This window comes from Rhizomicrobium electricum, from assembly GCF_011762045.1.
Classification (GTDB): domain Bacteria; phylum Pseudomonadota; class Alphaproteobacteria; order Micropepsales; family Micropepsaceae; genus Rhizomicrobium; species Rhizomicrobium electricum.
In genome coordinates this window covers 221654-245472 of sequence record NZ_JAASQS010000008.1, presented here as the reverse complement: position 1 = coordinate 245472, position 23819 = coordinate 221654, and the positions used below count along the sequence as shown (strand labels likewise).

The following is a 23819-nucleotide window of genomic DNA, read 5'->3' as shown; positions in this document are numbered from 1 at the left end:
GAAGAGTTCATGCAAGCCATCGTCTTCGACTTTTTCGGTGTGATTTGTTCCGAGATCACGCCTTTCGTGTTGCCGCGCTACATGTCGGCGGAGGCGGCCGTCGCCTACAAGGCGAGCGTGGTGGAACGCGCCGACCTGGGCGAGATCGACCTCGCCGAAGTGCTGGATCATTTGTCGGCGCTGACCGGCGCGGTGCCCGCCGCCCTCGAAGCCGAATTCTGGGCCTGCGTGAAGATCGATCCCGAGGTCGTGGCACTGATCGAACGGCTGAAGACGCGCTACCGGACGGCGCTGCTCTCGAACGCGATGCGGCCGTTCCTGCGCCAGATCCTGGAGAAGCACGATCTGCCGCGTCTGTTCGACGAGATGGTCATCAGTTGCGAAGAGCACGTCACCAAGCCGAACCCCGCGATTTACCGGCTGATGACCGGGCGGCTCGGTCTTGCTCCGTCGGAATGCTTCTTCACCGACGACAATCCGGCCAATGTCCGCGCGGCGCGCGGGGTCGGGATGCAGGCGGCGCAGTTCACCGGCGTCGAGACGCTGAAGCGCGATCTTCTCGCCGCGGGCGTCACGCTGTAAGCATCACGAACCAAATCGGTTGAGCCCGTTTTCGGTCAGCACCGCATCGAGACGCTGGTCGTGCGCGCCGTGCGGCACGTCGGTGCGCAACTGGCCGGCATAGGCGATGCCGACGGCGTAAACCGGCCGCACCGCGCGCAACGCCTCCAGCGTGCGGTCGTAGAACCCGCCGCCATAGCCCAGCCGGTAACCTTCTGCGTCGAACGCCAGCAGCGGTACCAGCAGCACGTCGGGAACCACCACCGGACAATCGGGATGCGGCTCGCGGACGCCGTAGGGATGCTCGACCAGGGCGTCGGTCTCGCACCAGGCATGAAACCGCAGCGGCTGCGCCTTCGCCACCATGACGGGAAGCGCCAGTCCATGACCGCGGGCGGCGAGCGCCAGCATCAAGGCTTTGGGATCGGCCTCGTCGCGAAAGGCGGCGTAACCGGCAACGACGACGCCGGGCGTCAGCGCCAAGGCCTCCGCATACTCCGCCAGCACAGCGGCGTGCCCCGGCACGACCAGCGTCTTGCGATGCGCCTCAGCAAGACGGCGCAAATCCCGTTTTTCCATCATGAATGCACGATAGCCTCCTGCGGACGGCGCCGAAACCTTCGTTTTCTCGGGGGAAGCGGACAGGACCGCCAACGCCGTTGGAATTGGATCCTCACGGGCCTGCAGTGCAGGTGGGCGCCATATGTCCGAGGCCACGGCCTCGGTCAGGGACAGCTCCCGGTGAGTAACATTAAGGCCCCTGGGCATCGCTATCCTGACGCACGAGGCAGTACCTGTCCAAGACTGAACTTAAGGGTGCGCACCCGTTCCTACAAGCCGGGATCGTTCCAATTCTCAAAAAGGCAGGAAAACGGACAAATCAGGGCCTGCGCACGCAACTGGTGAATCCGGCGATAACCAGAAGCACAAGCATTACGGCGGCCAAACCTGCGTGCGCGGGCAACATCGCCGGTCCATGCAATGCGATCTCGGTGAAGAAACCGGTCCAGCCATAAGTGAGGAGCGCGCCTGCCGCGGCGGCGTAGATCTGTGCCGGCGTCCAGCCGGAGCGGCGATGGGAAACGAATACCGCTGCGAGCATCAGGACCAGCAGCAACACCATGCCGAGCGCCACCGCCTGCCACGGCCAGATGCGCACGCCCAGCCCGTAAAGCTGAACGAAGGCGGAGGTCGCGGCGAAACTCGCGACACCCACCAGCCACGGGCGCGGTCCTGCTCCTGCCGGTTTCGGCTGGGGACGCGGCAGCATGAAAGCGGCCACCACGAAGACAACGGCCGCAGCGGCCGAGGCCGCGATCTGGGCCGGTGGCGCAAAGAATGTCTTGGCGAAGAACAGCGTGATCAGCGCTACGCCGCCGGCATAGAAAAACGCGGCGACAGCCACGCCGACCCGCCCCGTCCACGGCTCGCGTCGAATGCTGGGGAACAGACTTTCGGCGAGCGCGATCGGCACCATGATGCTCCAGATGACGTGGATGGCGAGGACGTAGAGCGTCCACGGCACGCCGATGCCGAGGGCCGGGAGGAAGCCCGGATCGAGAAGGCGCAGACCTTCGAAATTAGGATTGAACAGCGACTGGTCGGCGATCCCCTCTTCCACCAGCGCATAGGCCAGGCCCAGGAGCAGGATGGACGGCCAGCCGCGGCCGCTGCGCCGTACGGTTTCGCGGATCAAGACCGCGCCGCCGCCGTACATCGCCAGCATCACCGGCATCGCGGCGATCTCGGCCAGCGACAGGCTGCCGCTCAGATATTCGGCGATCAGAGGCGACAGCAACGCCAGCGTGACCACGGCCGCGATCCGTTTCATTCCAGCCATCCTTTCGCGAACTTTCGCCAGAAGACTAGCGCCGGCGGCCGATATTGTCTATTATTAGACGATCTAATGGTAACCGATTTACCCATGCCGCCGCCCGCCCCCCGCACCGACCGCCCCAGCCGGGAAACCCCGTCGCTGACCAGCATCGGATTTCTGCTGCATCTGGCGCAAAGCCGACTCTATGCGGGCGTCATGGCGGCGATCGAAGGCAGCGGCCTGCACGGCGGGCAACTCGCGATCCTCGGCGCGCTGGCGGACAAAGGCCCGATGAGCCAGCGGCAACTGGGCGAGGTCGCTCAGATCGAAAAGTCTTCGCTGGTGCTGTTTCTCGATGCCTTGGAAGACGGCGGCTGGGTCAAGCGCGACGCCAATCCCGCCGACCGCCGCTCGCATTGCGTCCGCCTGACCGCGAAGGGCGCCGCCAAATTCCACCGCCTCGGCCCGCCCTTGAAGGCGGTGCAAGACCAGTTCCTCGCCCCTCTTACCGCCGCCGAAACGCGCCAGCTTGTCGACCTGTTGCAGCGCTTGGCGGAAGGAGTGCGCTGAATGTTGGTATACATGCCTTACGCCACCGCAGAAACTGTCGCAAAGCGATCTTGCTCAGCGCTGCGCTAGCGCGCATATTTTCGCGAGGGGGCAACATGAACAGATTCACACGACTTATCGTTGCCGCTGCAATTTTTGCCACGCCTTTGACTGCGGCCGGTGTTCCATCCGGTCTGGAAGTTCGCGCCCCGACCGCTCTGGAGCCGTGGGATGGCAACGCCAAAATTTTCTGGCGCAAATCCGAATATCCCGAACTTTATCAGCCGACCATTCGCCTGCGCGGGTTCCGGGTGCCCGGCGCCGCACACTCCGATTTCGCGGTTGCACTTGAAGAGCGTTCCGGCCGGTACATTCTGATCGCCATCGAACGATCCTCCGTTGCTCAGATGTTTCAACGCGAACAAAAAGGCATGGAAACAGCAGGGTCGCGCGCGTCCGGACGAAAGGCGCCGGAAAAAACGTGGGGGCGCCGCTGCACGATCGGGCTGCACCGCAACATCGCCGAGAAGCTGATCGAAATCTGGACCAGAATGCTGCGCGATGTGCGCCCAATGGATAGCGATTGGGTCGTGTTGGATGGCAGCACAGACTATTTCTGGGTGGCACTCAACGACAAGAGCCTGGCAGGAAGCACGTTTGCCCCAAGGGACGACACCAATCCCGGCATGCAGTCTGAAATACTCGCGGCGTTGCCCGGCTATTGCCAATCCGGGACCGCCAATCTCAACGGCATCCAGACGGTGGACAAAGCCCGTGCGGATCGGAACAGGATCGAGGCGTTGGCCGACCACCTGTTGGCGAGACTTCGCGACAAAGCCATTCCATAGCGATCTCTTCCGCGCCACAAGATTTTGTTTTCGCGGCCAATGCGGAGCAACGCGACCTGGGTCGCCCGCAGTCGCTGGCGATGACACCGAAGGAGTAGCAGCGGACGCGATAGCCCTGCCCCAATCGGTTCCGATACCGCTTTTGGAACATGGCGCCTTCGGCGGCGTATGAACAAGGATCAACCTCAAAACCGGCACCGGCCGGCGAGAAGCGCACAGGACACGAACCATGAGCGAAACCCTGGACGGCGCCTGCCATTGCGGACAAGTGCGCTTCACCGTCAAGCTGCTCGACGGGTTCATGTCCATACGCCGCTGCACCTGCTCGTATTGCCGAATGCGCGGCGCCGTTGCCGTTTCGGCGCGGGTCGACGACCTTGTCGTGACCGCGGGCGCCGAGGCGTTGACGCTCTATCGCTTCAACACCGGCGTGGCGGAACACTATTTTTGCTCAAAATGCGGCATCTATACCCACCACCGCCGCCGCTCCGATCCGACCCAATACGGGGTCAATGTCGCGTGCCTGGCCGGCGTGAGCCCGTTCGATTTTCCGGACGTTCCCGTGGTCGATGGCGTCAATCATCCGAACGATGGCGGCCGCGCGGGGATCATTGGCCACCTGCGGTTCATTCCCGACTAAGCGGCCAGGCAAAATAGGCGTTCGGACGTGATGCCTATGCCGCCTTCAGCTTCGCGGCGATGTCTTCGATGCGTTTGACGGCGTTCTCCAGCACGTCGGCGGCGATGCTTTCGGAGTGTTCCATCCGGTCGCTGGCTTCGACCTGCGCCGCCTTGGCGGCGGCGAGTTCCTGTTTGGCCGTTTCGAGATGGGCGGTGGCGACGTGCAGTTCGTCGGCGAGCAGGAGCGCGGCCATCAGGATCAGACGCTGATCGCCGACCTGGCCGACCGACCCGAGCAGCTCGCTGACCTTGGAATCGACTTCGCTCGCCAGCGCCTTCAGATGGTCTTCTTCGCCTTCATCGCAGGCGATCGTGTAGGCCCGTCCGTTCACCATCACATTGACGAGGGGCATGCAAACCTCCGAATCGAAGCGAAATCAGCGTTCCAAGCGGCCGGTGTCAGCCGGAAGTGACAAGTTTGAGTCCGAAGCGCTTCCAGGATGTCGGCCAGGAAGCCCCGCCATCCAAAGCTATCTCCCGAGCGCGGCACGGATTTCGGCGATGGCGCCGTCGAGCCGGCCTTCCACTTCCTCGGTCAGACCGGTGAGAGAGCGGGCATCCTCTTCGAGAGCGGCAACACGCGCCACCAGTTCGTCGCGTTCCGAGTCGAGATGGGCGATCCGGGCCTCGGCGGCCGCGGCGGATTCGCGCGCCTTGACCAGCGGTTCCGCCGCTTCTTCCAGCGCGGCCAGAGCCTTGGCCAGCCGCTCCGCGGCCAATTCCAATCTGCTCATGACGCCTCCTCTGTTCGCTACGCCAAATCCATTAACTATCGCGCTTTTCGGGTGGAAAAACCGGCGGCTTACGCTGTCGCTAACGGCCCACCTTTCCGGAATGCGCTCTAACGCGGTCAAGGCCTTAACCGACCTTAGCCACGCCGTCGAACGGGGGTCAACGCGGAGTCCGATAGTTCCTGTGGGAAGAACGAGGCCGGTTTGGTAAAAATCCGGCGCCGCGCCGGTGTCGTGCGCGCGCAAATGGCCGATTTGCCTTTCGGGCCAATACTGGTATTTGTCTGACAAGTTCTCCGTCAGTGCCTGTTGCCGGAAGTCCGGCGATCCGCCTTTTGGGGCGGCATGGTTGCAGTTGCGGTCGCATCCGGGACCGGGCATGACGGTTTTACGTTGAATTTCAGAGAATGGCCGCTACGGTAACGCTACCATAAACAGCCCGAACGGCACCAAACGACGACCAGAGAAGGTACTCCCGATGAGCAGCACTCCCAGTTTCCAGGACCATACGCGCCTCCTTGCCAACGCCATCCGCGTCCTTGCCATGGACGGCGTCCAGGCCGCCAATTCCGGTCACCCCGGCCTGCCGCTGGGCATGGCCGATGTCGCCACCGTGCTGTTCTCGAAGTTCCTGAAATTCGACGCCGCCGACCCGCAGTGGCCGGATCGCGACCGCTTCATCCTGTCGGGCGGCCACGGCTCGATGCTGCTCTATTCGCTGCTCTATCTGAACGGCTATCCCAAGATCGTCCTCGACGACCTTAAGGGCTTCCGCAAGCTCACGAGCCACTGCGCCGGCCATCCGGAATACGGCATGCTGCCGGGCATCGAGACCACCACTGGCCCGCTCGGCCAGGGTCTGGCCAATGCCGTCGGCTTCGCCATGGGCGAGCGCATCATGGCGGCCCGCTATGGCGACGAACTCGTCAACCACAAGACCTATGTGTTCTGCGGCGACGGCGACCTGATGGAAGGCATCAGCCACGAAGCCATCACGCTGGCCGGCCATCTGAAACTGAACAAGCTCATCGTGCTCTACGATGACAACCACATCACCATCGACGGCGCCACCTCGCTGTCGGATTCGACCGATCCGATCGCCCGCTTCGAAGCGGCCGGCTGGGCCACCCGCCGTGCCGATGGCCATAACGCCGACGACGTCGCTGCCGCCCTCGAATGGGCCCAGAATTCCGACAAGCCGGTGATGATCGCCTGCCGCACCAAGATCGGCTTCGGCTCGCCCAAAAAGGAAGGCACCTCCAAGGCCCACGGCGAACCGCTCGGCCCGGATGAAGTGCTCGCCACCAAGAAGAATCTCGGCTGGCCGTCGCTCGAACCCTTCTTCGTCCCCGACGAAATCCTCAAGGAATGGCGCAGCATCGGCACGCGCGGCAAGGACGCTCATAAGGAATGGGCCACCCGCTTCAACGCCTCGGCGAAGAAGGCCGAGTTCGAAGCCGCCCTCAAGGCCGACCTGCCGCAGGCGACCATCGACGCGCTGAACGCCGTGAAGAAGAAGGCCTCGGAAGAAAAGCCGGCCGTCGCCACTCGCAAGGCGTCGGAAATGGCGCTCGAAGCGATCAACGGCTCGTGGAACCTGACCATCGGCGGTTCGGCCGACCTGACGCCGTCGAACAACACCAAGACCAAGGACCTCAAGGACATCACGCCGGACGATTTCTCCGGCCGCTATATCCATTGGGGCATTCGCGAGCACGCCATGGCGGCGGGCCTCAACGGTCTCGCCCTGCACGGCGGCATCGTTCCGTACGCCGGCACGTTCCTGGTGTTCTCGGATTACTGCCGTCATTCCGTCCGCCTGTCGGCGCTGATGGGCATCCGCGTCCTTTATGTCTTCACCCATGACTCGATCGGCGTCGGCGAAGACGGCCCGACCCACCAGCCGGTGGAACACGTGGCCAGCCTGCGTGCCATTCCGGGCCTTCGCGTCTATCGCCCGGCCGACGTCGTCGAAACCGCCGAAGCCTGGGCCTCGGCGCTGGCCGACAAGAACCATCCGAGCGTGTTCGTGCTGTCGCGCCAGAACATGGCGACGTTCCGTACCGAGCACACCGAAGAAAATCTGACTGCCAAGGGCGGTTACGTGGCGGCCGACGCGCCGAACGCGAAAGTGACGCTGATGGCAACCGGCTCGGAAGTCGAAGTCGCGTTCAAGGCGCGCGACCTGCTCGCCGCCGAAGGAATCGCGGCCCGCGTGGTCTCGATGCCGTGCTGGGAACTGTTCGAGCAACAAAGCGCAACATACCGTGAAAGCGTGCTCGGACCGGGTACCGTAAAAGTGGCAATTGAGGCAGGATTGCGGTTCGGTTGGGATCGTTACATCGGCCGGGACGGCGAATTCGTAGGCATGTCGGGCTTCGGCGCCTCGGGTCCGGCCAAAGAAGTTTACAAGCACTTTGCCATTACCGCCGAACATGCGGCCGAGGCGGCAAAAAGTGCATTGAAACAGTAATGTTTCGAGCTTAAGTCAGCGCTGTCAAATGAAGGGATTCTAGGAGGTACACATGGCAATTCGTGTTGCTATCAACGGCTTCGGCCGTATCGGTCGGTTGGTACTGCGTTCTATCGTCAAGTCGGGTCGCCGCGACATCGAAGTCGTCGCGATCAACGATCTCGGCCCGGTCGCGACCAACGCGCACCTTCTCAAGTACGACTCGGTGCACGGCCGGCTCGACGCGCAAGTGTCGGTCGATGGCGACTACATGACGGTTGCCGGTCACAAGATCAAAGTGACGGCGATCAAGGATCCCACCCAGCTGCCGTGGAAAGACCTCGGTGTCGACATCGCGATGGAATGCACGGGCATCTTCTCGGCCCGCGAGAAAGCCGCGATGCATCTCGCCGCCGGCGCCAAGCGCGTGCTGGTCTCCGCTCCGTCGGACGGCGCCGACCTGACGGTCGTCTACGGCGTCAACCACGACAAGCTGACCAAGGATCATCTGGTCGTGTCGAATGCCTCCTGCACGACCAACGGCCTTGCCCCGGTCGCCAAGGTGCTGAACGACAACTTCGGCATCGAGAAGGGCATCATGACCACGATCCATTCCTACACCGGCGACCAGCCGACGTTGGATACGCTGCATAAGGATCTCTATCGCGCCCGCGCTGCGGCGTTGTCGATGATCCCGACCTCGACCGGCGCCGCCAAGGCCGTCGGCCTCGTGCTGCCGGAACTGAAGGGCAAGCTGGACGGCATCTCGGTGCGCGTCCCGACCCCGAACGTTTCGCTGGTCGACCTCAAGGTCGTGCTCAAGAAGAACGCCACGAAGGAAGAGATCAACGCCGCCATGAAGGCCGCGTCGGAAGGCTTCCTGAAGGGTATTCTCGACTACGTCGAAGATCCGCTGGTTTCGAGCGACTTCAATGGTTGCCCGGCCTCGTCGTCCTTCATGGCGCCGCAGACCAAGGTGATCGAAGGCAACATGGCCGCGGTCTACAGCTGGTACGACAACGAGTGGGGCTTCTCGAACCGCATGGTCGACACGGCCCTCTGCCTCGCGAAGTTCATCTGAATGTAATTCGAGGGGCGCTCCGGCGCCCCTTACCTTTCGGGCGCGCGAGGCTTCCATCAGCTTCACGCGCCTTTTTCTTTCGTCCCGCACGCCCATGACGGTGTGCCTGTAGCACTTGGCAGGCCCTGACGGCCGCCGTATTCAAGAAGGACCTCTTCCCATGGCCACCACGTTCCGCACCATCGACGACCTCGACGTCGCCGGCAAGCGCGTGCTCGTCCGCGCCGACCTCAACGTGCCGATGAAGGACGGCGTCGTCACCTCGACGACCCGCATCGAGCGCCAGGCGCCCACCATCCGCGATCTCTGCGCCAAGGGCGCCAAGGTCATCGTCTGCTCGCACTTCGACCGCCCGAAGGGCAAGGTCGTGCCCTCGATGAGCCTGAAGCCCGTCGCCGAACCGCTGGCGAAGATCGTCGGCAAGCCGGTTGCGTTCGCCGAAGACTGCGTCGGCCCGGTCGCCGAAGCCGCCGTCGCCAAGCTGAAGGACGGCGAAGTCCTGCTGCTCGAAAACACCCGCTTCCATGCCGGCGAAGAGAAGAACGATCCCGAACTCGCCAAGCAGATGGCGGCGCTGGCCGATATCTATGTCAACGACGCGTTCTCCTCGGCCCACCGCGCCCATGCCTCGACCGAGGGTGTCGCCCACCTGCTGCCGAACGCCGCCGGCCGTTCGATGCAGGCCGAACTGACCGCGCTGTCGAAGGCGCTGGAAGAGCCGGTGCGTCCGGTGATGGCGGTCGTCGGCGGCGCCAAGATCTCCTCGAAGATCGGTGTCCTCGAGAACCTCCTGAAGCGCGTCGACATCCTCGTCATCGGCGGCGCCATGGCCAACACCTTCCTGGCCGCTCAGGGCACGAAGGTCGGCAAGTCGCTGAAGGAAGACGATCAGTTCCCGACCGCACTGAAGACCCTCGAAGCCGCCAAGGCCGCCGGCAAAAAGATCGTGCTGCCGGTCGACGCCGCGTTGGCCAAGGAATTCAAGGCCGGTGCCGAATGCCGGATCGCCTCGGTCAATGACATTCATGACGACGAAATGATGCTCGACGTCGGCCCGGCGTCGATTGAAGAGTTCAAGAAGATCCTCGCCACCACCAAGACGGTGGTGTGGAACGGCCCGTTCGGCGCCTTCGAAATCCCGCCGTTCGACAAGGGCACGGTCGGCGCGGCCACCGCGGTAGCGGAAGCCACCCAGGCCGGCAAGCTCCTGTCGGTTGCGGGCGGCGGCGACACCGTGTCGGCGCTCAACACCGCCAAGGTCGGCAACAAGTTCAGTTACGTCTCGACCGCGGGCGGCGCGTTCCTCGAATGGCTGGAAGGCCTGGAACTACCCGGCGTCGTGGCGCTGGCCGTGAAATAACTTTCAAGAATTCGCTCTTCGCAACCGAAGGGCGAGAGTCTTAAAGTGAGCCCCTGTTCCCACCGGAACGGGGGCTTTCTTTTTGAGGTGCGATGATGAGTGATGCCGTCGAGAAAATCCTGAGCTGGTACGAGAGCGACAATCCGGGCGTGAAGACCAATCTCGCCAGGATGCTCTACCACGGCAAACTTGGCGGCACCGGCAAGCTCGTGATCCTGCCGGTCGATCAGGGCTTCGAGCACGGCCCCGATCGCTGCTTCGTGCCCAATCCGCCGGCCTACGATCCGCATTACCATTTCCAGCTCGCGATCGGCGCGGGCCTGTCGGCGTTTGCTTCGCCGCTCGGCATGCTGGAAGCGGGCGCAGCGACCTTCGCCGGACGCATTCCGCTGATCCTGAAAGTGAACTCTGCGAACCTGCTCTATCCGAAAGAAGGCCCCAAGACGCAGGCGGTGACCGCAACGGTGCACGATGCGCTCCGGCTCGGCTGCTCAGCCGTCGGCCTCACCATCTATCCGGGCTCGCTCAAGTCGTACGACATGTTCGAGACCGCGCGCGAATTCGTTGCCGAAGCCAAAGACGTCGGCCTGCCGACGGTGATCTGGTCCTACCCGCGCGGCGAGGATCTGACCAAGGAAGGCGAAACCGCGATCGATATCGCCACCTACGCGACCCAGATGGCGGCTCTGCTCGGCGCGCACATCATCAAAGTGAAACTGCCGACCAGTTTTGTCGAAGCGCACGATGTCGAGGAGCTGTATCACAAGGGCAATGTGCCGATCGCAACCCTGACCGACCGCATCAAGCTGATCATGAAAGCCGCGCTCGGCGGACGGCGGATCGTGGTGTTCTCGGGCGGCGCCAAGGCGGACGAGGCCGGCATCATCGAGCAGGCCAAGGCGATCAAAGCCGGCGGCGGCAACGGCTCGATCATCGGCCGCAATTCTTTCCAGCGGTCGAAGGATGACGCGATGAAACTGCTGGGCGCTTTGGTGGACGTGTATCGGTCCTAATCACCTCCCCATTATGGGGGCCGGAGTATGTGATTGCACCGTCCCCCACCCCGGATCGCTTCGCTCTCCGACCTCCCCACAAGGGGGAGGTGATTTGAAATGCGCAAATTGGACCTCCCCACAAGGGGGAGGTAAAAGAAACGCATGACCACACCCTGCCGCCTTTACATCATCACCCCGCCCTCGCTGGACCCCAAGCCGTTCGCCGAGACGCTGAAAGCCGCGCTCGATGCCGGCGACGTCGCCTGCCTGCAGCTTCGCCTCAAGGATGTTCCGGAGGACGAGATCGCGCGGGCGGCGGATGTGCTGATGCCCATCGCCCAAAGCCATGATGTCGCGTTCATCCTCAACGACCGGCCCGATCTGGCGGCCAAGCTCGGCGCGGACGGTGTCCACGTCGGACAAGAGGACACCCCATACGTAGAAGCCCGTAGGCTGGTCGGCAAAGACCGCATCGTTGGTGTTACCTGTCACAACTCGCGCCACCTCGCGATGGAAGCGGGCGAGGCCGGGGCCGATTACGTCGCTTTCGGCGCCTTCTACCCCACCACCACCAAGGATCCGAAAACATCGTGTGAAATCGAGGTGTTGCAGTGGTGGGCCGAAGTGATGACGGTTCCCTGCGTGGCGATCGGTGGGATTACAGTCGAAAACGCTCCGCCCCTGGTCGCGGCCGGTGCCGATTTTTTGGCCGTTTCGAACGGAATCTGGGCGTACAAGGACGGTCCCGCGGCCGCCGTACGGGCCTTTAATGCTTTGTTTTAGCTGATTATCTTTGACGCACATCGCTGGCGTTGTTTTGCCGCAATCACGCGGCTATTTAAGCCCCGAAACGATGATGAGGACGATATGACCGTCAAGCTGAAGCCCGGCGTCGTGACCGGCAAGGAATACCGCCAACTGATCGCCGCCGCGAAAGAAGGGGGTTATGCCCTTCCGGCCGTGAACGTGGTCTCCACCAACGTCCTCAACGCGGTGCTCGAAGGCGCAGCCAAGTACAAGTCCGACGTCATCATCCAGATGTCGAACGGCGGCGCCCGCTTCTTCGCCGGCGAAGGCGCTCCCGATGCGCACCGCGCGCGCGTTGCGGGCTCGACCTCGATCGCCCAGCACGTCCATCTGCTCGCCGAGGAATACGGCGTCTGCGTCGCGCTGCACACCGACCACGCCAACCGCAAGCTCTTGCCGTGGGTCGACGGCCTGATCGACGTCTCGGAGAAGTATTTCGAGAAGCACGGCAAGCCGCTCTACTCCTCGCACATGGTCGACCTCTCCAGCGAGCCGCTGGAAGACAACCTCAAGGAATGCGCCCGCATCCTGAAGCGCCTGGCCCCGCTCGGCATGAGCCTTGAAATCGAACTCGGCGTCACCGGCGGCGAGGAAGACGGCATCGGCGCCGAACTCGAAGAAGGCGATGTCGGCAATCCCAAGCTCTATACCCAGCCGGAAGACGTGCTGCGCGCCTATGAAGTGTTGTCGCCGATCGGCAACTTCTCGGTCGCCGCGTCGTTCGGCAACGTCCACGGCGTCTATGCGCCGGGCAACGTCAAGCTGCGCCCGATCATCCTCAAGAACTCGCAGGATCTGGTCGCCAAGAAGCACGACCTCAACAAGAACCCGCTCGACCTCGTCTTCCACGGCGGCTCGGGCTCGGAAAAGCACCTGATCAAGGAAGCGGTCGGCTACGGCGTGTTCAAGATGAACATCGACACCGACATGCAGTTCGCCTTCGCCGAAGCAGTCGGCAAGGAAGTCGACGCCAATCCGAAGGCCTTCAAGTACCAAGTCGATCCGGAAACCCACACGCCGTACAAGAAGCTCTACGATCCGCGCAAGTGGCTGCGCGCCGGCGAGCTGGGCATCATCGCCCGCCTGGAAGAATGCATGCAGGACCTCGGCTCGATCGGAAAGTCGGTCGCCCAGTAAGGCCGTCCGATACTCTGGAAAGGCGCTCCGGTTTCCGGGGCGCCTTTTTTGTTGGGTGCGTGCTTTCGCCGTGGCGGGCCGGCAAGTCTTCTTTCCTTTCCCGCGGTGCCGTACCATCCGAACCGCAAAATGGAAGGATAGCGGGGGGAGGAAAGAGTGCCGGTAACCACGCTTGCGAACAGGCGCGACCGTACCGGCCTCGTCGTGGCGCTGATCGCGCTGGCCGCCCTGATCTTCTATGTCGGCACCTATCTGGCGCTGTCGCACCCGCCGCGCGATCAGTACGGCCACGTCATCGGCCGCGATTTCGTCAACACCTGGATGGGCGCGCGCGCCGTCCTCGCGGGGAACCTTCATGCGCTTCTGAATGTCGATCTGCACAATCAGATGCTGACGGCCGTGCTCGGCCATATGCCGCCGCACAACTGGTCTTATCCGCCGGCGCTGCTCTTGTTCATCTGGCCGCTGGGTTTTCTGCCTTATATGGCGGCGTTGGCGGCGTGGTCGCTGGCGGGCCTTGCGGCCTATCTCGGCGCATCGGCGACGCATCACCGTTCGGCGAAGTTCCTGTTGTTCGTGGCGGCGGCGCCCGCGATTGCGGTCAATCTCCACAGCGGCCAGACCGGCTTCTTCACCGCCGCGATCCTGATCCTGTTTTTCCGCTTCCTCGACGAGCGGCCGATCCTGGCCGGCGCGCTGCTCGGCGTAATGCTGTGCAAGCCGCACCTCGTGGTGCTGTTCCCGCTGGCGCTGGCGCTCTCGGGACGCTGGCGCGTGTTTGCGGCGGCGACCGTCACGGTGGTGGTTCTGATCGCCGCGACCGCCCTCGCCTTCGGCGCCGACATCTGGAGCGAGTATTTCCGCCTGGTGGTTCCGGTCCAGCGCGGCGTGCTCGATACCGGCACCGGCTTCCTTTCCATGATGCCGACCGGTTTCATGCACGCGCGCATGCTGGGCGCCTCCAACGCCACCGCCTGGATGGTGCAGACCCCGTTCACGGTGCTGGCGCTCGCCGCGGTGATATGGACCTTCGCCAAAAGGCGCGACCCGCTGCTGTCGGCCGGGGTGCTGCTGACGGCCTCGGTCGTCGTCAGCCCCTACGCCTTCGCCTACGACATGGTGGTGTTCGGCTGGCTCGTCGCCATGCTGTGGCCGCGATTACCCGCCTGGGGCGACCGGGTATTGCTCCTGGCGGTGTGGACGCTGCCGGTTACCATGCTCGTCCTGGGCGACCTGATGCTCCCTGCCGCAGCCCCGGTTTTGGCCCTGTTCCTGATCCGGCTGGCGGTCCTGGCGCGGCCGCAATTGCCCTCTTAGGGCATCCCTGCTATCACCCGCGCGCTCTTTCTCACGACCTGAAATCATCGCGCCGAGAGCGATCCCGGAGGTCCGGTCTCGAACGAGACCGACCGCCAGAAAACGAGGAAATTCCATGGCCAAGATCGCCGGTAATGAAATCCGTCCGGGCACGCTCGTCGAGTTCGACGGCGGCTTGTGGATCGCGGTGAAAACCCAGGCCGTCAAGCCCGGCAAGGGCGGCGCCTACAACCAGGTCGAGCTCAAGAACATCATCACCGGCACCAAGCTGAACCAGCGTTTCCGCTCGGACGAGACCGTCGATGAAGTCTATTTCGAGAAGAAAGACTATCAGTTCCTCTATGCCGAAGGCGAAATGCTGGTGTTCATGGACACCGACACCTACGAGCAGATCGAACTGCAAAAGGATTTCGTCGGCGAGCGCGCCCAGTTCCTCACCGACGGCATGAAGGTCATGGTGACGAGCTACGAGGGCCGTCCGATCGGCGTGCAGATGCCGCTGCAGGTCGTGCTCACCGTTACCGAGGCCGATCCGGTGCTGCGCGGCGGCACCGCTGCGCCGTCCTACAAGAGCGCGATGCTCGAAAACGGCCTCAAGATCCAGGTGCCGCCGTTCATCGATGCGGGCACCAAAGTCGTCGTCTCCACCGAAGACGGCAGCTATGTGAAACGGGCCGAAATCTGAAGCCCGTCTGAAGGAATTCGTGATGCCTTATCTTTCTCCCGCTCTCAACGTCATGGTCGCCGCCGCCCGCAAGGCTGCGCGCCCCCTGATCCGCGATTTCGGCGAACTCGAAAACCTGCAGGTCAGCCACAAGGGACCGGCGGATTTCGTCTCCAATGCCGACGAGCGCACCGAGCGCATCCTCTACGAAGAACTGACCAAGGCCCGTCCCGGCTACGGCTTCCTCGGCGAGGAAGGCGGTTTTCGCGAAGGCCCGGACAAGACCCATCGCTTCATCATCGATCCGATCGACGGCACCACCAATTTCCTTCACGGCGTGCCGATCTTCGCCATCTCGATCGCGCTCGAGCGCGAGGGCCAGTTGCAGTCGGCGGTGATCTACAATCCGATCTCGGATGAACTCTACGTTGCCGAGAAGGGCCATGGCGCCTACCTCAACGACAAGCGGCTGCGCGTCGCCGCCCGCAAGAGCCTGCCCGAAACCCTGATGGCCACGGGCATTCCCTACATGGCCCGCGGCACCGACGAAGAACGCGAACGCAGCCTCGCCGAAGTGAAGGCGATCGTCTCGCGCACTTCGGGCATCCGGCGCTGCGGCGCGGCCTCGCTCGACCTCGCGTTTACCGCGGCGGGACGTTTTGACGCGTTCTGGGAACGCGGCCTCAATCCCTGGGACATTGCCGCCGGTATCCTCCTGGTGCGCGAAGCCGGCGGGCTGGTTACCAATCTCAACGGCTCGTCCGACCCGTTCTCGAACGGCGACGTTCTGGCCACCAACGAGACCCTGCATCCCCAGCTGATGGCGATTCTTCAAAATCCATTCAGTTGAGGCGCGACGTGGACGTGACTATGGTTATCTTCCGCACCGAGAGGATCGGCTGATTCCATGCGCATCGTCCCGTTCCTGATAGGCCTCGCCTTCGCCGTTCCCGCGGCCGCACAGAGCGACAGTGTCATCGTCGGCGGCGACGGCAGCGGCCAGACGCTGATCGACCCCGCCACCGGCCAAGGCCGCTACGTGCCGTCGCTGTTGCAGCCCTGGCAGGACGACGCCGTCCGGCTCAAGCCGCCCGGCCATCACCGCGTCCGCAAGGCGGCCGCGCCGGCCACGACCGCCATCCCGTCGAGCGAGCCGGACATCGCCGCCGCACCGCCGCCGCCGAAAAAGAAGCGCGTCGCGGCCGTGACGCCGGTGCAAACGCCGACGCCGGTGCAAACGCCCAAGCCGGCCGCACCCAAGCCCGCCGCTCAGCCGACGCCGAAATCTTCGATCAACGGCTTTGCCGATATCGACCTCATCACCGGGACCGGCCAGCAGGCTCGCCAGCCGCAAGCCGCGCCGCCGCCGCCCAAAGCCGCCAGCGTGCCGAAGCCGACCAAGACCGCCAGCATCGAAAAGCCGAAGGTCAAAACCCCGTCAGGTACCCGCAAGGATTCGATCACCTTCACGACGGGCGCGTCGGAGCCGTCCGGGTCTGCCGTAGCGTCGGTGCGGGCTATCGCTTCGTCGCTGAGCAACGCCATGGGCGAAAGTGCGCGCGTCCAGTTGATGGCCTATGCCGGCGGCAAAGGCGAAAAAACCTCGGATACGCGGCGTCTTTCGCTCAAGCGGGCACTGGTGGTGCGTCAGCTTCTGATCGACGACGGCATTCCGTCCGAACGCATCGACGTGTTCGCGCTGGGCGGCGCCGACGACGACGGTCCGCACGACCGGGTCGACGTCTTCCTCAAGAGCTGACCCGCAAAATCACACGTGACAGCGGCCACAGAACCTGCCTCTATTGGTTCTAAACTGCATCAGAGGTTCGTATGAAGCGTTTCGTGTGCGCCGCGCTGACCGCTGCCGTTATCGCCGGACCCGCAACCGCCAAAACCACCGAGACCCTGGGGACGGGACTTGCCGTCGCCCTGCCGGTGGTGGCCGGCGGCGTGACGCTTCTCAAAGAAGACTACACCGGCACGGCACAGCTTGCCGTCACCACGCTGCTCACGGTCGGTACGGCCTACGGTCTCAAGCATCTGGTGCGCGAGTGCCGTCCCTTCGCCGAACCGTGCACGCATGGCGGCTCCAACTGGGATTCGTTCCCGTCCGACACCAGTGCACTGGCCTTCGCACCGGCGGAATTCCTGCGCGAGCGTTACGGCTGGTCGTATGGTCTTCCCGCCTATGCCGCCGCGGGCTTCGTCGGCTGGAGCCGCGTCGATGCTGAGAAGCACCATTGGTACGACGTCGCCGCCAGTTTCGGCATTTCGCTGATGTACAACGAGCTCATCACCACGCGGTATCACAAGCCCTATGGGCTCTACAGCGATATCAAAGCCGATTCGCGCGGCGTGTATGCGTCGCTGGATTATAAGTTCTAGGCCTGCTCGACCTTCACGTCCTTGAGCCGGTCCACGGTCCTCAGCGGCGGGAACAGTTTCATCCACGTCCCCACCACGGCGAGCGTGCCGAGGCCGCCGACCACCACGGCAAGCACCGGCCCGAACAGCGCCGCGGTGATGCCGCTTTCGAATTCGCCGAGTTCGTTGGAGGCGCCGATGAACAGCATGTTCACCGCCCCGACGCGTCCGCGCATGTCGTCGGGCGTGGCGAAGGTGACCAGCGACTGGCGCACAAATACGCTGATCATGTCGGAGGCGCCGAGCACGAACAGCGCGCCCATCGACAGCCAGAAATCGGTCGAGACGCCGAACACGATGGTGGCGACGCCGAAAACCGCGACGGCGCCGAACATCTTGACGCCGATCTGCCGTTCTACCGGCCAGCGCGCCAGCATCAGCGCCACCACGGCAGCTCCGACCGCCGGTGCACTGCGCAACAGACCGAGGCCGACCGGAGTCGAATGCAGGATGTCGCGTGCATAGATCGGCAGCAGCGCGGTGGCACCGCCCAAAAGTACTGCAAACAAATCGAGCGAAATGGCGCCGAAGATCACCGGCCGGTTCCGCACGAAACGGATGCCTTCCTTGACGCGATCGAGGCGGCTCATCTCGGTATCGGAATGCGGCGGTTTTCTGCGTCCGCCGAGAACGGCGATCAGCACGGCACAGACCAGAAGGTTCGCCATGCACAAACTGTACGTCACTTCGGGGCCGAAGACGTAGAGAAAGCCGCCCAGCGCCGGCCCTGCGATCACCGCCACCATGAAGACAGAGGAATTGAGCGCGATGGCGCGCGGCAAGCGCTCCGGCGGCACCAGGAACGGCAGCAACGACTGGCCCGACGGCGATGCGAAACCGCGCCCGACGCCGAACAGCACCAGAACCGCGTAATAGGCGAGCGCGCTCTTCACCGCGAAAATGCTGAGCACGAGGAACAGGCCGCTGCACAAACCCATCATTACCTGCGCGATGGCGAGGAGCTTGCGCTGGTCGAAGCGGTCGCTCATCTCGCCGGCGGGCAGCGTGAACAAAAACATCGGCACGAACTGGCAAAGCCCGACCAGGCCGAGCGCCAGCGGCGTCCGCTCCATGTCGTAGATCTGCCAGCCGATCGCCACCGACTGCACCATCATCGCGGTGGTGCCGAGAAAGCGGGCGATCGCGAAGAACAGAAAATCGCGGTGACGATAAACGGTAGAGTCGCTCATCCGCGGGCGAGCCACTCCGCGCGCGTGATGAACCAGACGTCGACCTTGAAGGTCTCGGCGCCGACGGTGAGATCCGCCTCTGGACCTTTCTGTTCGCCCAGCCTTTTCGCCACCGCTTGCGAAGCGGTATTGCCGGGATCGATGTTCGACACTACGCGGTCGACCGGCTGGGTGAGGAAGGCATAGCGCATCGCGGCGGCACCCGCTTCGGTGGCGTAGCCCTGCCCCCAATAGGAACGGCCCAAGGTCCAGCCGACTTCGAGACCGGTCCAGCCTTCGGGCTGCAACAGACCGACGCGGCCGATCAAAGCGCCGTCGCTTTTGCGCTCGACCGCCCACATGCCGTAACCCTTGAGCATCCAGTGGCCGAGCGTCGTCGCCATGGCGCGCCAAGCATTGGTGCGGACCATGGGGCCGCCGAGAAACCGCATGGTTTCCGGGTCGGCGTTAATCGCAGCCCAGGCATCCAGATCTTCCTCGCGGAAGGCCCTAAGGACGAGACGGTCGGTTTCGAGACGCGGGATCATGCCTTTGTCATACGCAATTTGCGGCGCACGGGCAATTCACGAAGATCGGAAGCGCTTTTCCCAGTCCGCGCGCGAGATCGCCCAGACATCGCAGGTGTAGACCGTGCCGCCGCCGACATCGATGTCCACGCGCGGGCCGTTGCTTTCGCCGATGTTCTTGGCGACGCCTTGGCTCGCTTTGTTGTCGGGATGGATGGTCGAGATCACCTCGGCGACCGGTTGGGTGAGGAAGGCGTAATCGCGCGAGGCCTTCGCCGCTTCGGTGGCGTAGCCCTTGCCCCAATAGGCGCGACCCAGCGTCCAGCCGATTTCGAGGCCCGGCCAACGGTCGGGATGAATGAGACCGATGCGGCCCATCACGGCGCCGTCGGATTTACGCTCTACCACCCAGGTGCCGTAGCCGCGCATCGTCCAGACGCCGATCATGCCGGTGACGAAACGCCAGGTATCCATGCGGCCCATCGGATGGCCGCCGGGCAGATAGCGCGCCACTTCGGGGTCGGCCATGATGTCGACGAACGTTTCGAAGTCTTCGGGGCGCCACTCGCGCAAGCGAAGGCGCTCGGTTTCCAGTCGCGGGATCATCATGGTTCGCCATTAGCGGGTAAGCTGCCGCTGCGCCAATCACATGATGTTCGCGACCTTTACCGAATGCGACGGCTTATTGCAGGCGGATGGTGATCTCGTTGTCGCCGTCGCCGACCGTAAACTTGGTGCGATCGAACGACGGCTGCGACAGGCGCGGCGCGGCATCGCGCGAGAAGCCGTAACGCTCAAGGGGAAGCCCCAGGAAATTCTGATCGAAACGGCCGTTGTTGTTGTAGTCCTGGAACAGTTTGATGCCGTAAACGCCGGGCTTGATGTCCTTGAGCGTCACGGTCGTGACCGGCATCGCCGCCGGCACATTGGCGCTGGCGATGGGTGTGTCGTCGTCCTTGTCCCAGCCGGCCTGATCGTAAAGCGACACCCGCAAGGTGCCGCCTTTCTTGTCGATCGCGGAAACGTGAACGGTAAGGGTCGCAGCCAGCCCGGATTGCACCGGCAGCGCCATCATCAGGAAGGCCGCTGCCAGGGCTTTCATGGCGTATCCTTTACCCCGCCAGACGCGGGTCCAGTTGCTTGCAGGCATCGATCAGAGTCTTGACCGAATCCGCCGACTTTTCCAACGCGGCTTTTTCTTCCGGCAGAAGGTTCAGTTCGACGATGCGTTCGACGCCGCCTTCGCCGATCACCACCGGAACGCCGACATAAAGGTCTTTGATCCCGTAGGGCCCGTTCACATAGGCAGCCACCGGCAATACGCGTTTTTCATCCTTGAGATAGGCTTCGGCCATCTCGATCGCCGACGACGCGGGCGCATAGAACGCCGAGCCGGTCTTGAGCAGGCCGACAATCTCGGCGCCGCCGTCACGGGTGCGCTGGATGATGGAGCCGAGGCGCTCCTCGGTGATCCAGCCCATCTTGATGAGCTCGGGGAGCGGAATGCCGGCCACGGTCGAGAAACGCGGCATCGGCACCATGGTGTCGCCGTGGCCGCCGAGCACGAAGGCCGAAACGTCTTCGACACTGACCCGGAATTCCGTCGCCAGGAAATGACGGAAACGCGCGCTGTCCAAAACGCCCGCCATGCCGACGATCTTGTGCGGCGGATGATCGGCAAAGGTCCGAAGCGCCCAAACCATGGCGTCGAGCGGATTGGTGATGCAGATCACGAAGGCGTCGGGGGCGTAATTCTTGATGCCCTCGCCGACCGCGCTCATGACTTTGAGATTGATCTGCAAAAGGTCGTCGCGGCTCATGCCGGGCTTGCGCGGCACGCCGGCAGTGACGATCACCACGTCGGCGCCGGCAATATCGGCGTACGAATTGGTGCCCTTATATTGGGTATTGTAGCCCTCGATGGCGCCGCCCTGGATGATATCCAGGCACTTCCCTTGCGGAAGGCCGCCGACGATATCGAACAGAACAACGTCGCCAAGCTCCTTGAGCCCCACCATGTGGGCGAGCGTGCCGCCGATCTGTCCGCCGCCGATCAGTGCGATTTTGGGATGCGCCATGGACCGTTCCTTCCTGCCTGACTTAGAGTCACTCAAAACTAGCAGGCAAGGCTTAACGCGCGTTTAGCCGCAGGGCAAGCGAAAGGGCTGCAATGCTGGATCGGCGTTATCGCGCCGGTACGTCAGCAGGGTTAAGCGCCTCCGCCAAAAGAAAACGGCCGCACGGAAACCCGCACGGCCGTCCCCTCAAAAAACGAAAGGCTGCGATTAGATCGCTTCCTTCAGCTCCTTGGCGGCGCGGAACGCGACCTTCTTCGAAGCCTTGATCTTGATGGCTTCGCCGGTGGCCGGGTTGCGGCCCATACGAGCGGCGCGCTTGCGGACCTGCAGGATGCCAAGACCGTTCAGACGGACGCGGGCGCCCTTCTTGAGGTGCTTGGTGATCGTGGCGATCACGTCGTCCAGATAGGCCAGCGAAGCCTTGTTCGACAGTTCGTGCTTGGGCGCGAGCTGAGCAGCCAGCTGGCGGGTGGAAATCGTCTCAACCTTCGCCTTAGCGGCGGCGGCGGCTTTTGCCATGGGTGTTATCCTCTGCGAATCAAAACGTGCCCTATTTTACGGCATTTTTTGCAGGTGCAAGAGAGGGGAAAGCCTCAAAACCCCCAAAAACAGGGCTTTTTTTGCTCTTTCGGAGGGGCCTGAGACGGTTTGACTCGGATCGGGGTGCTATTTGGTGCCGATACGCGGGCCTTAGAGGGATCGCCCCCCTTGCATGCGGGGCTTGTCACGCTGCGGAATGGGGGACCGGGAAGGCCGTCGTGAGCAGCGCTGCACGGCCGTACAAAATCCCCTTCACCCCCGCCGCACGCCCCCCATCGCCGCCTTTTCCGCGGTTCGAACAGCAATAACGAGAATTAATCCTGACACGGACAATGCCCGCATAAGGTGTAACACCTATGCACGCAATTCTTAAGAATTCGTTCGGCGATGTGGCGCACGATGTCGCGCATCAAGGCTGAGGATACGCATATGCTGCATACCTCCGATGTCCTACGCGCTCATGCGCAATGCAAGCAACGGCTCGCCGAACTTCTCGACGCCAAGCGGCTTCACGATCCCTATTTCTGCGAACTGGCACCGGACCAGGAATGCCTTGTCGTCCGCTTCATGCGTGAAAACGCAGGCGACGAAGCGCTCGAACCGGAGCTGACCCATCTTCGTACCGCCCATGCCGAGATGCATTGCGCGGCCATCGCTCTGGCGCAGAAGCGCAGCGCCGGTCAGGTCATCGATATCGCGCACGAGTTCGGCAGCAACGGCGAACTCGGAATGGCGTCGTCGGAACTGATCGACAATATCTGGCGGATCGAGCGGAAGCTGGAGCAGATGACCCCGTGCGCTGCGTGACGCGACATACGCCCGGCGGGATCGGCGCGCGCGGACGGCATGTCTTCGCACGGCATGTAAAACCGGCGTCGCGCGCAGTATTCGTACAGTCGAACAGAAATATTGTTTGCGACATATACTGTCGCGAATACGTACGAATACATAGAAATTCTACTTTTAATTGCCGATTCAGCATTGATCGTGACAATGCGCGCGTCGGATAGGACGGACGGCCATGTTGGATGCTTCCGATGCATTGCACGCCCACATTCACTGCAGGGCCATGCTCGTTCAGTGTTTGAAGCAGCGGCAGGCCTGTCTCGAATACGTGGATTTCGCGCCGCATACCAATTGCGCCCTGGTGCGCTTCGTCAACGAATGCGCCGCCCGGCATGCCGACTGGCCCGAGATCGACATCCTGCGTTCGGCGCACAACAACCTCCATGTGCTGGCGAAGGATATCGCGCGCAGACTGATTGCCGGGGAGTACGTCGACATCAACGCTGAGAACGCCCCCAACGGCCGCATCGACAATGCGTCGGCGGCACTGGTGGCGGCGGTCTGGAGAGTAGAGAGGCGTTTGCATTCCCTGGCCGGGTGACCCGGTTATGGTGGGAAGACGGCTGCGGCCAAACCAGCGCGAAGAACGCACCGCAGTCAGTTTCAGGTAGGTTCGGCGGCGGCGGCAACCCCCGACCCACGCTCCGCGAGCCCGCCGACGGAAGCGGTCGCTATGGCCATGGCGGCCGCTTTTTTCTGTGCCGCGCGAACGCCAGCAAAAAAGGGCGCGGACCTTGCGATCCGCGCCCTTTTATCCCCTCGTAGCCGGAATTTACTCGGCGACGGTGTCCTGGCGTTCGGCGATACGCGCCGACTTGCCGCGACGGCCGCGCAGGTAATACAGCTTCGCCCGGCGGACGCGGCCCTTGCGGATCACTTCCACGCTGTCGACCAGCGGCGAATAAATCGGGAAGACGCGCTCGACGCCTTCGCCATAGGAAATCTTGCGAACCGTGAAGGCCTCGTTGAGGCCCTGGCCCTGACGGGCAATGCAGACGCCTTCGAAGGCCTGCAGGCGCTCGCGGGTCTTGTTCTGCTTGGTCTTCTCGTCAAAGGTCACATCAACCACCTTGACGTTGACCTTGAGCGTGTCGCCGGCGCGAAAATCGGGAAGCGGGGTGGCGCGCAGCGCCTTCATCTGCTCGGCTTCGAGCGTCTGGATCAGGTTCATTTTACTGTCTCCGCACAGTTGTTCTTTTGCTACTGCGATGGGCGTCTAATCGCAGTTTGAGGCGG

General features: G+C 63.2%; 28 protein-coding genes and 1 other RNA gene. 17 read left to right on the top strand and 12 right to left on the bottom strand.

Features of this window, described 5'->3' with window-relative positions; all coding sequences use genetic code 11:
- Positions 1–9 precede the first annotated feature (9 nt).
- The gene (locus FHS84_RS16830) at positions 10–582 is read left to right on the top strand and encodes an HAD family hydrolase (protein ID WP_166936495.1); all 573 of its coding nucleotides are present in this window, start codon (positions 10–12) and stop codon (positions 580–582) included.
- Between the two features lie 3 nt (positions 583–585).
- On the opposite strand, the gene FHS84_RS16825 is transcribed toward FHS84_RS16830, so the two are convergent.
- From FHS84_RS16825 to FHS84_RS16815, 3 genes are all read right to left on the bottom strand, one after another.
- Complete coding sequence (locus FHS84_RS16825) at positions 586–1143, bottom strand: 5-formyltetrahydrofolate cyclo-ligase (protein WP_166936493.1); 558 nt, start codon at positions 1141–1143, stop codon at positions 586–588.
- Positions 1144–1201: 58 nt separating this feature from the next.
- A non-coding RNA gene (ssrS, locus tag FHS84_RS16820) (6S RNA) lies at positions 1202–1358 on the bottom strand.
- 83 nt (positions 1359–1441) lie between these two features.
- The gene (locus tag FHS84_RS16815) at positions 1442–2392 is read right to left on the bottom strand and encodes a hypothetical protein (protein ID WP_166936477.1); all 951 of its coding nucleotides are present in this window, start codon (positions 2390–2392) and stop codon (positions 1442–1444) included.
- Between the two features lie 93 nt (positions 2393–2485).
- On the opposite strand from FHS84_RS16815, the gene FHS84_RS16810 reads away from it, so the two are divergent.
- The 3 genes from FHS84_RS16810 (at position 2486) to FHS84_RS16800 (ending at position 4414) form a co-directional block, all read left to right on the top strand.
- Positions 2486–2947, top strand: coding sequence for a MarR family winged helix-turn-helix transcriptional regulator (locus tag FHS84_RS16810; RefSeq protein WP_166936475.1), 462 nt, complete (start codon positions 2486–2488; stop codon positions 2945–2947).
- Between the two features lie 95 nt (positions 2948–3042).
- On the top strand, positions 3043–3774 hold the full coding sequence (locus FHS84_RS16805) for a hypothetical protein (RefSeq protein ID WP_166936473.1): 732 nt from the start codon (positions 3043–3045) through the stop codon (positions 3772–3774).
- A gap of 229 nt (positions 3775–4003) precedes the next feature.
- Complete coding sequence (locus FHS84_RS16800; protein ID WP_166936471.1) at positions 4004–4414, top strand: GFA family protein; 411 nt, start codon at positions 4004–4006, stop codon at positions 4412–4414.
- A gap of 34 nt (positions 4415–4448) precedes the next feature.
- Here the strand turns inward: FHS84_RS16800 and FHS84_RS16795 are convergent, their stop codons facing one another.
- Positions 4449–4808: a cell division protein ZapA gene (locus FHS84_RS16795; RefSeq protein WP_166936468.1), complete on the bottom strand. Its 360-nt coding sequence runs from the start codon at positions 4806–4808 to the stop codon at positions 4449–4451.
- Positions 4809–4925: 117 nt separating this feature from the next.
- Complete coding sequence (locus FHS84_RS16790) at positions 4926–5189, bottom strand: DUF4164 family protein (protein WP_166936466.1); 264 nt, start codon at positions 5187–5189, stop codon at positions 4926–4928.
- Between the two features lie 475 nt (positions 5190–5664).
- Between FHS84_RS16790 and tkt the strand changes: the two genes are divergently transcribed.
- The 11 genes from tkt to FHS84_RS16735 all read left to right on the top strand — a co-directional run bounded on the left by tkt (position 5665) and on the right by FHS84_RS16735 (position 17384).
- Positions 5665–7659 (top strand): transketolase, encoded by a 1995-nt coding sequence (tkt, locus tag FHS84_RS16785; protein ID WP_166936464.1) that lies wholly within the window; start codon positions 5665–5667, stop codon positions 7657–7659.
- A gap of 52 nt (positions 7660–7711) precedes the next feature.
- On the top strand, positions 7712–8719 hold the full coding sequence (gene gap, locus FHS84_RS16780) for a type I glyceraldehyde-3-phosphate dehydrogenase (RefSeq protein WP_166936462.1): 1008 nt from the start codon (positions 7712–7714) through the stop codon (positions 8717–8719).
- Positions 8720–8879: 160 nt separating this feature from the next.
- Positions 8880–10079 carry a phosphoglycerate kinase gene (locus FHS84_RS16775; protein WP_166936460.1) on the top strand — a complete coding sequence of 400 codons (1200 nt, stop codon included), beginning with the start codon at positions 8880–8882 and terminating at the stop codon, positions 10077–10079.
- A 95-nt stretch (positions 10080–10174) separates the two neighbouring features.
- The gene (locus FHS84_RS16770; protein WP_208393921.1) at positions 10175–11092 is read left to right on the top strand and encodes a class I fructose-bisphosphate aldolase; all 918 of its coding nucleotides are present in this window, start codon (positions 10175–10177) and stop codon (positions 11090–11092) included.
- 144 nt (positions 11093–11236) lie between these two features.
- Positions 11237–11857: a thiamine phosphate synthase gene (thiE, locus tag FHS84_RS16765; protein ID WP_166936456.1), complete on the top strand. Its 621-nt coding sequence runs from the start codon at positions 11237–11239 to the stop codon at positions 11855–11857.
- 84 nt (positions 11858–11941) lie between these two features.
- Positions 11942–13018 carry a class II fructose-bisphosphate aldolase gene (fbaA, locus tag FHS84_RS16760; protein WP_166936454.1) on the top strand — a complete coding sequence of 359 codons (1077 nt, stop codon included), beginning with the start codon at positions 11942–11944 and terminating at the stop codon, positions 13016–13018.
- A 156-nt stretch (positions 13019–13174) separates the two neighbouring features.
- A complete protein-coding gene (locus FHS84_RS16755) occupies positions 13175–14335 on the top strand; it encodes a glycosyltransferase 87 family protein (protein WP_166936452.1) in 1161 nt (386 codons plus the stop codon).
- Positions 14336–14450: 115 nt separating this feature from the next.
- A complete protein-coding gene (gene efp / locus FHS84_RS16750) occupies positions 14451–15020 on the top strand; it encodes an elongation factor P (RefSeq protein WP_166936450.1) in 570 nt (189 codons plus the stop codon).
- Positions 15021–15042: 22 nt separating this feature from the next.
- On the top strand, positions 15043–15849 hold the full coding sequence (locus FHS84_RS16745) for an inositol monophosphatase family protein (protein WP_166936448.1): 807 nt from the start codon (positions 15043–15045) through the stop codon (positions 15847–15849).
- Between the two features lie 57 nt (positions 15850–15906).
- Entirely contained in the window at positions 15907–16758 is an 852-nt protein-coding gene (locus FHS84_RS16740; RefSeq protein ID WP_166936446.1) for an OmpA family protein, read from the top strand.
- Positions 16759–16829: 71 nt separating this feature from the next.
- Complete coding sequence (locus FHS84_RS16735; protein ID WP_166936443.1) at positions 16830–17384, top strand: phosphatase PAP2 family protein; 555 nt, start codon at positions 16830–16832, stop codon at positions 17382–17384.
- On the opposite strand, the gene FHS84_RS16730 is transcribed toward FHS84_RS16735, so the two are convergent.
- From FHS84_RS16730 to FHS84_RS16705, 6 genes are all read right to left on the bottom strand, one after another.
- The gene (locus FHS84_RS16730; RefSeq protein ID WP_166936441.1) at positions 17381–18613 is read right to left on the bottom strand and encodes an MFS transporter; all 1233 of its coding nucleotides are present in this window, start codon (positions 18611–18613) and stop codon (positions 17381–17383) included. The genes FHS84_RS16735 and FHS84_RS16730 overlap by 4 nt on opposite strands.
- Positions 18610–19140, bottom strand: a complete 531-nt coding sequence (locus FHS84_RS16725) for a GNAT family N-acetyltransferase (RefSeq protein WP_166936439.1) — start codon at positions 19138–19140, stop codon at positions 18610–18612. Before FHS84_RS16725 ends, FHS84_RS16730 begins: the two co-directional genes overlap by 4 nt.
- 36 nt (positions 19141–19176) lie before the next feature.
- Positions 19177–19725 (bottom strand): GNAT family N-acetyltransferase, encoded by a 549-nt coding sequence (locus FHS84_RS16720; protein WP_166936437.1) that lies wholly within the window; start codon positions 19723–19725, stop codon positions 19177–19179.
- Positions 19726–19801: 76 nt separating this feature from the next.
- A complete protein-coding gene (locus FHS84_RS16715) occupies positions 19802–20221 on the bottom strand; it encodes a DUF2141 domain-containing protein (protein ID WP_166936435.1) in 420 nt (139 codons plus the stop codon).
- 10 nt (positions 20222–20231) lie between these two features.
- Positions 20232–21197 (bottom strand): malate dehydrogenase, encoded by a 966-nt coding sequence (gene mdh / locus FHS84_RS16710; RefSeq protein ID WP_166936433.1) that lies wholly within the window; start codon positions 21195–21197, stop codon positions 20232–20234.
- Positions 21198–21404: 207 nt separating this feature from the next.
- On the bottom strand, positions 21405–21716 hold the full coding sequence (locus FHS84_RS16705; protein WP_166936431.1) for an HU family DNA-binding protein: 312 nt from the start codon (positions 21714–21716) through the stop codon (positions 21405–21407).
- A 450-nt stretch (positions 21717–22166) separates the two neighbouring features.
- On the opposite strand from FHS84_RS16705, the gene FHS84_RS16700 reads away from it, so the two are divergent.
- Together FHS84_RS16700 and FHS84_RS16695 are read left to right on the top strand one after the other, a co-directional pair.
- Positions 22167–22544 (top strand): hypothetical protein, encoded by a 378-nt coding sequence (locus FHS84_RS16700; RefSeq protein ID WP_166936429.1) that lies wholly within the window; start codon positions 22167–22169, stop codon positions 22542–22544.
- A gap of 214 nt (positions 22545–22758) precedes the next feature.
- A complete protein-coding gene (locus FHS84_RS16695) occupies positions 22759–23124 on the top strand; it encodes a hypothetical protein (protein ID WP_166936428.1) in 366 nt (121 codons plus the stop codon).
- 231 nt (positions 23125–23355) lie between these two features.
- Here the strand turns inward: FHS84_RS16695 and rplS are convergent, their stop codons facing one another.
- Positions 23356–23754 (bottom strand): 50S ribosomal protein L19, encoded by a 399-nt coding sequence (rplS, locus tag FHS84_RS16690; RefSeq protein WP_166936426.1) that lies wholly within the window; start codon positions 23752–23754, stop codon positions 23356–23358.
- Between the last annotated feature and the right edge of the window lie 65 nt (positions 23755–23819).

Bases quoted from the DNA above. Each gene is read 5' to 3' on its own strand.
- rplS (WP_166936426.1), bottom strand. From the start codon at position 23,754: ATGAACCTGATCCAGACGCTCGAAGCCGAGCAGATGAAGGCGCTGCGC.
- FHS84_RS16695 (WP_166936428.1), top strand. From the start codon at position 22,759: ATGTTGGATGCTTCCGATGCATTGCACGCCCACATTCACTGCAGGGCC.
- FHS84_RS16705 (WP_166936431.1), bottom strand. From the start codon at position 21,716: ATGGCAAAAGCCGCCGCCGCCGCTAAGGCGAAGGTTGAGACGATTTCC.
- FHS84_RS16775 (WP_166936460.1), top strand. From the start codon at position 8,880: ATGGCCACCACGTTCCGCACCATCGACGACCTCGACGTCGCCGGCAAG.
- efp (WP_166936450.1), top strand. From the start codon at position 14,451: ATGGCCAAGATCGCCGGTAATGAAATCCGTCCGGGCACGCTCGTCGAG.
- gap (WP_166936462.1), top strand. From the start codon at position 7,712: ATGGCAATTCGTGTTGCTATCAACGGCTTCGGCCGTATCGGTCGGTTG.
- thiE (WP_166936456.1), top strand. From the start codon at position 11,237: ATGACCACACCCTGCCGCCTTTACATCATCACCCCGCCCTCGCTGGAC.
- FHS84_RS16800 (WP_166936471.1), top strand. From the start codon at position 4,004: ATGAGCGAAACCCTGGACGGCGCCTGCCATTGCGGACAAGTGCGCTTC.
- FHS84_RS16770 (WP_208393921.1), top strand. From the start codon at position 10,175: ATGAGTGATGCCGTCGAGAAAATCCTGAGCTGGTACGAGAGCGACAAT.
- FHS84_RS16700 (WP_166936429.1), top strand. From the start codon at position 22,167: ATGCTGCATACCTCCGATGTCCTACGCGCTCATGCGCAATGCAAGCAA.
- FHS84_RS16745 (WP_166936448.1), top strand. From the start codon at position 15,043: ATGCCTTATCTTTCTCCCGCTCTCAACGTCATGGTCGCCGCCGCCCGC.
- FHS84_RS16830 (WP_166936495.1), top strand. From the start codon at position 10: ATGCAAGCCATCGTCTTCGACTTTTTCGGTGTGATTTGTTCCGAGATC.
- mdh (WP_166936433.1), bottom strand. From the start codon at position 21,197: ATGGCGCATCCCAAAATCGCACTGATCGGCGGCGGACAGATCGGCGGC.
- FHS84_RS16795 (WP_166936468.1), bottom strand. From the start codon at position 4,808: ATGCCCCTCGTCAATGTGATGGTGAACGGACGGGCCTACACGATCGCC.
- FHS84_RS16740 (WP_166936446.1), top strand. From the start codon at position 15,907: ATGCGCATCGTCCCGTTCCTGATAGGCCTCGCCTTCGCCGTTCCCGCG.
- FHS84_RS16825 (WP_166936493.1), bottom strand. From the start codon at position 1,143: ATGATGGAAAAACGGGATTTGCGCCGTCTTGCTGAGGCGCATCGCAAG.
- FHS84_RS16735 (WP_166936443.1), top strand. From the start codon at position 16,830: ATGAAGCGTTTCGTGTGCGCCGCGCTGACCGCTGCCGTTATCGCCGGA.
- fbaA (WP_166936454.1), top strand. From the start codon at position 11,942: ATGACCGTCAAGCTGAAGCCCGGCGTCGTGACCGGCAAGGAATACCGC.
- FHS84_RS16805 (WP_166936473.1), top strand. From the start codon at position 3,043: ATGAACAGATTCACACGACTTATCGTTGCCGCTGCAATTTTTGCCACG.
- FHS84_RS16730 (WP_166936441.1), bottom strand. From the start codon at position 18,613: ATGAGCGACTCTACCGTTTATCGTCACCGCGATTTTCTGTTCTTCGCG.
- FHS84_RS16715 (WP_166936435.1), bottom strand. From the start codon at position 20,221: ATGAAAGCCCTGGCAGCGGCCTTCCTGATGATGGCGCTGCCGGTGCAA.
- tkt (WP_166936464.1), top strand. From the start codon at position 5,665: ATGAGCAGCACTCCCAGTTTCCAGGACCATACGCGCCTCCTTGCCAAC.
- FHS84_RS16810 (WP_166936475.1), top strand. From the start codon at position 2,486: ATGCCGCCGCCCGCCCCCCGCACCGACCGCCCCAGCCGGGAAACCCCG.
- FHS84_RS16720 (WP_166936437.1), bottom strand. From the start codon at position 19,725: ATGATCCCGCGACTGGAAACCGAGCGCCTTCGCTTGCGCGAGTGGCGC.
- FHS84_RS16790 (WP_166936466.1), bottom strand. From the start codon at position 5,189: ATGAGCAGATTGGAATTGGCCGCGGAGCGGCTGGCCAAGGCTCTGGCC.
- FHS84_RS16725 (WP_166936439.1), bottom strand. From the start codon at position 19,140: ATGATCCCGCGTCTCGAAACCGACCGTCTCGTCCTTAGGGCCTTCCGC.
- FHS84_RS16815 (WP_166936477.1), bottom strand. From the start codon at position 2,392: ATGAAACGGATCGCGGCCGTGGTCACGCTGGCGTTGCTGTCGCCTCTG.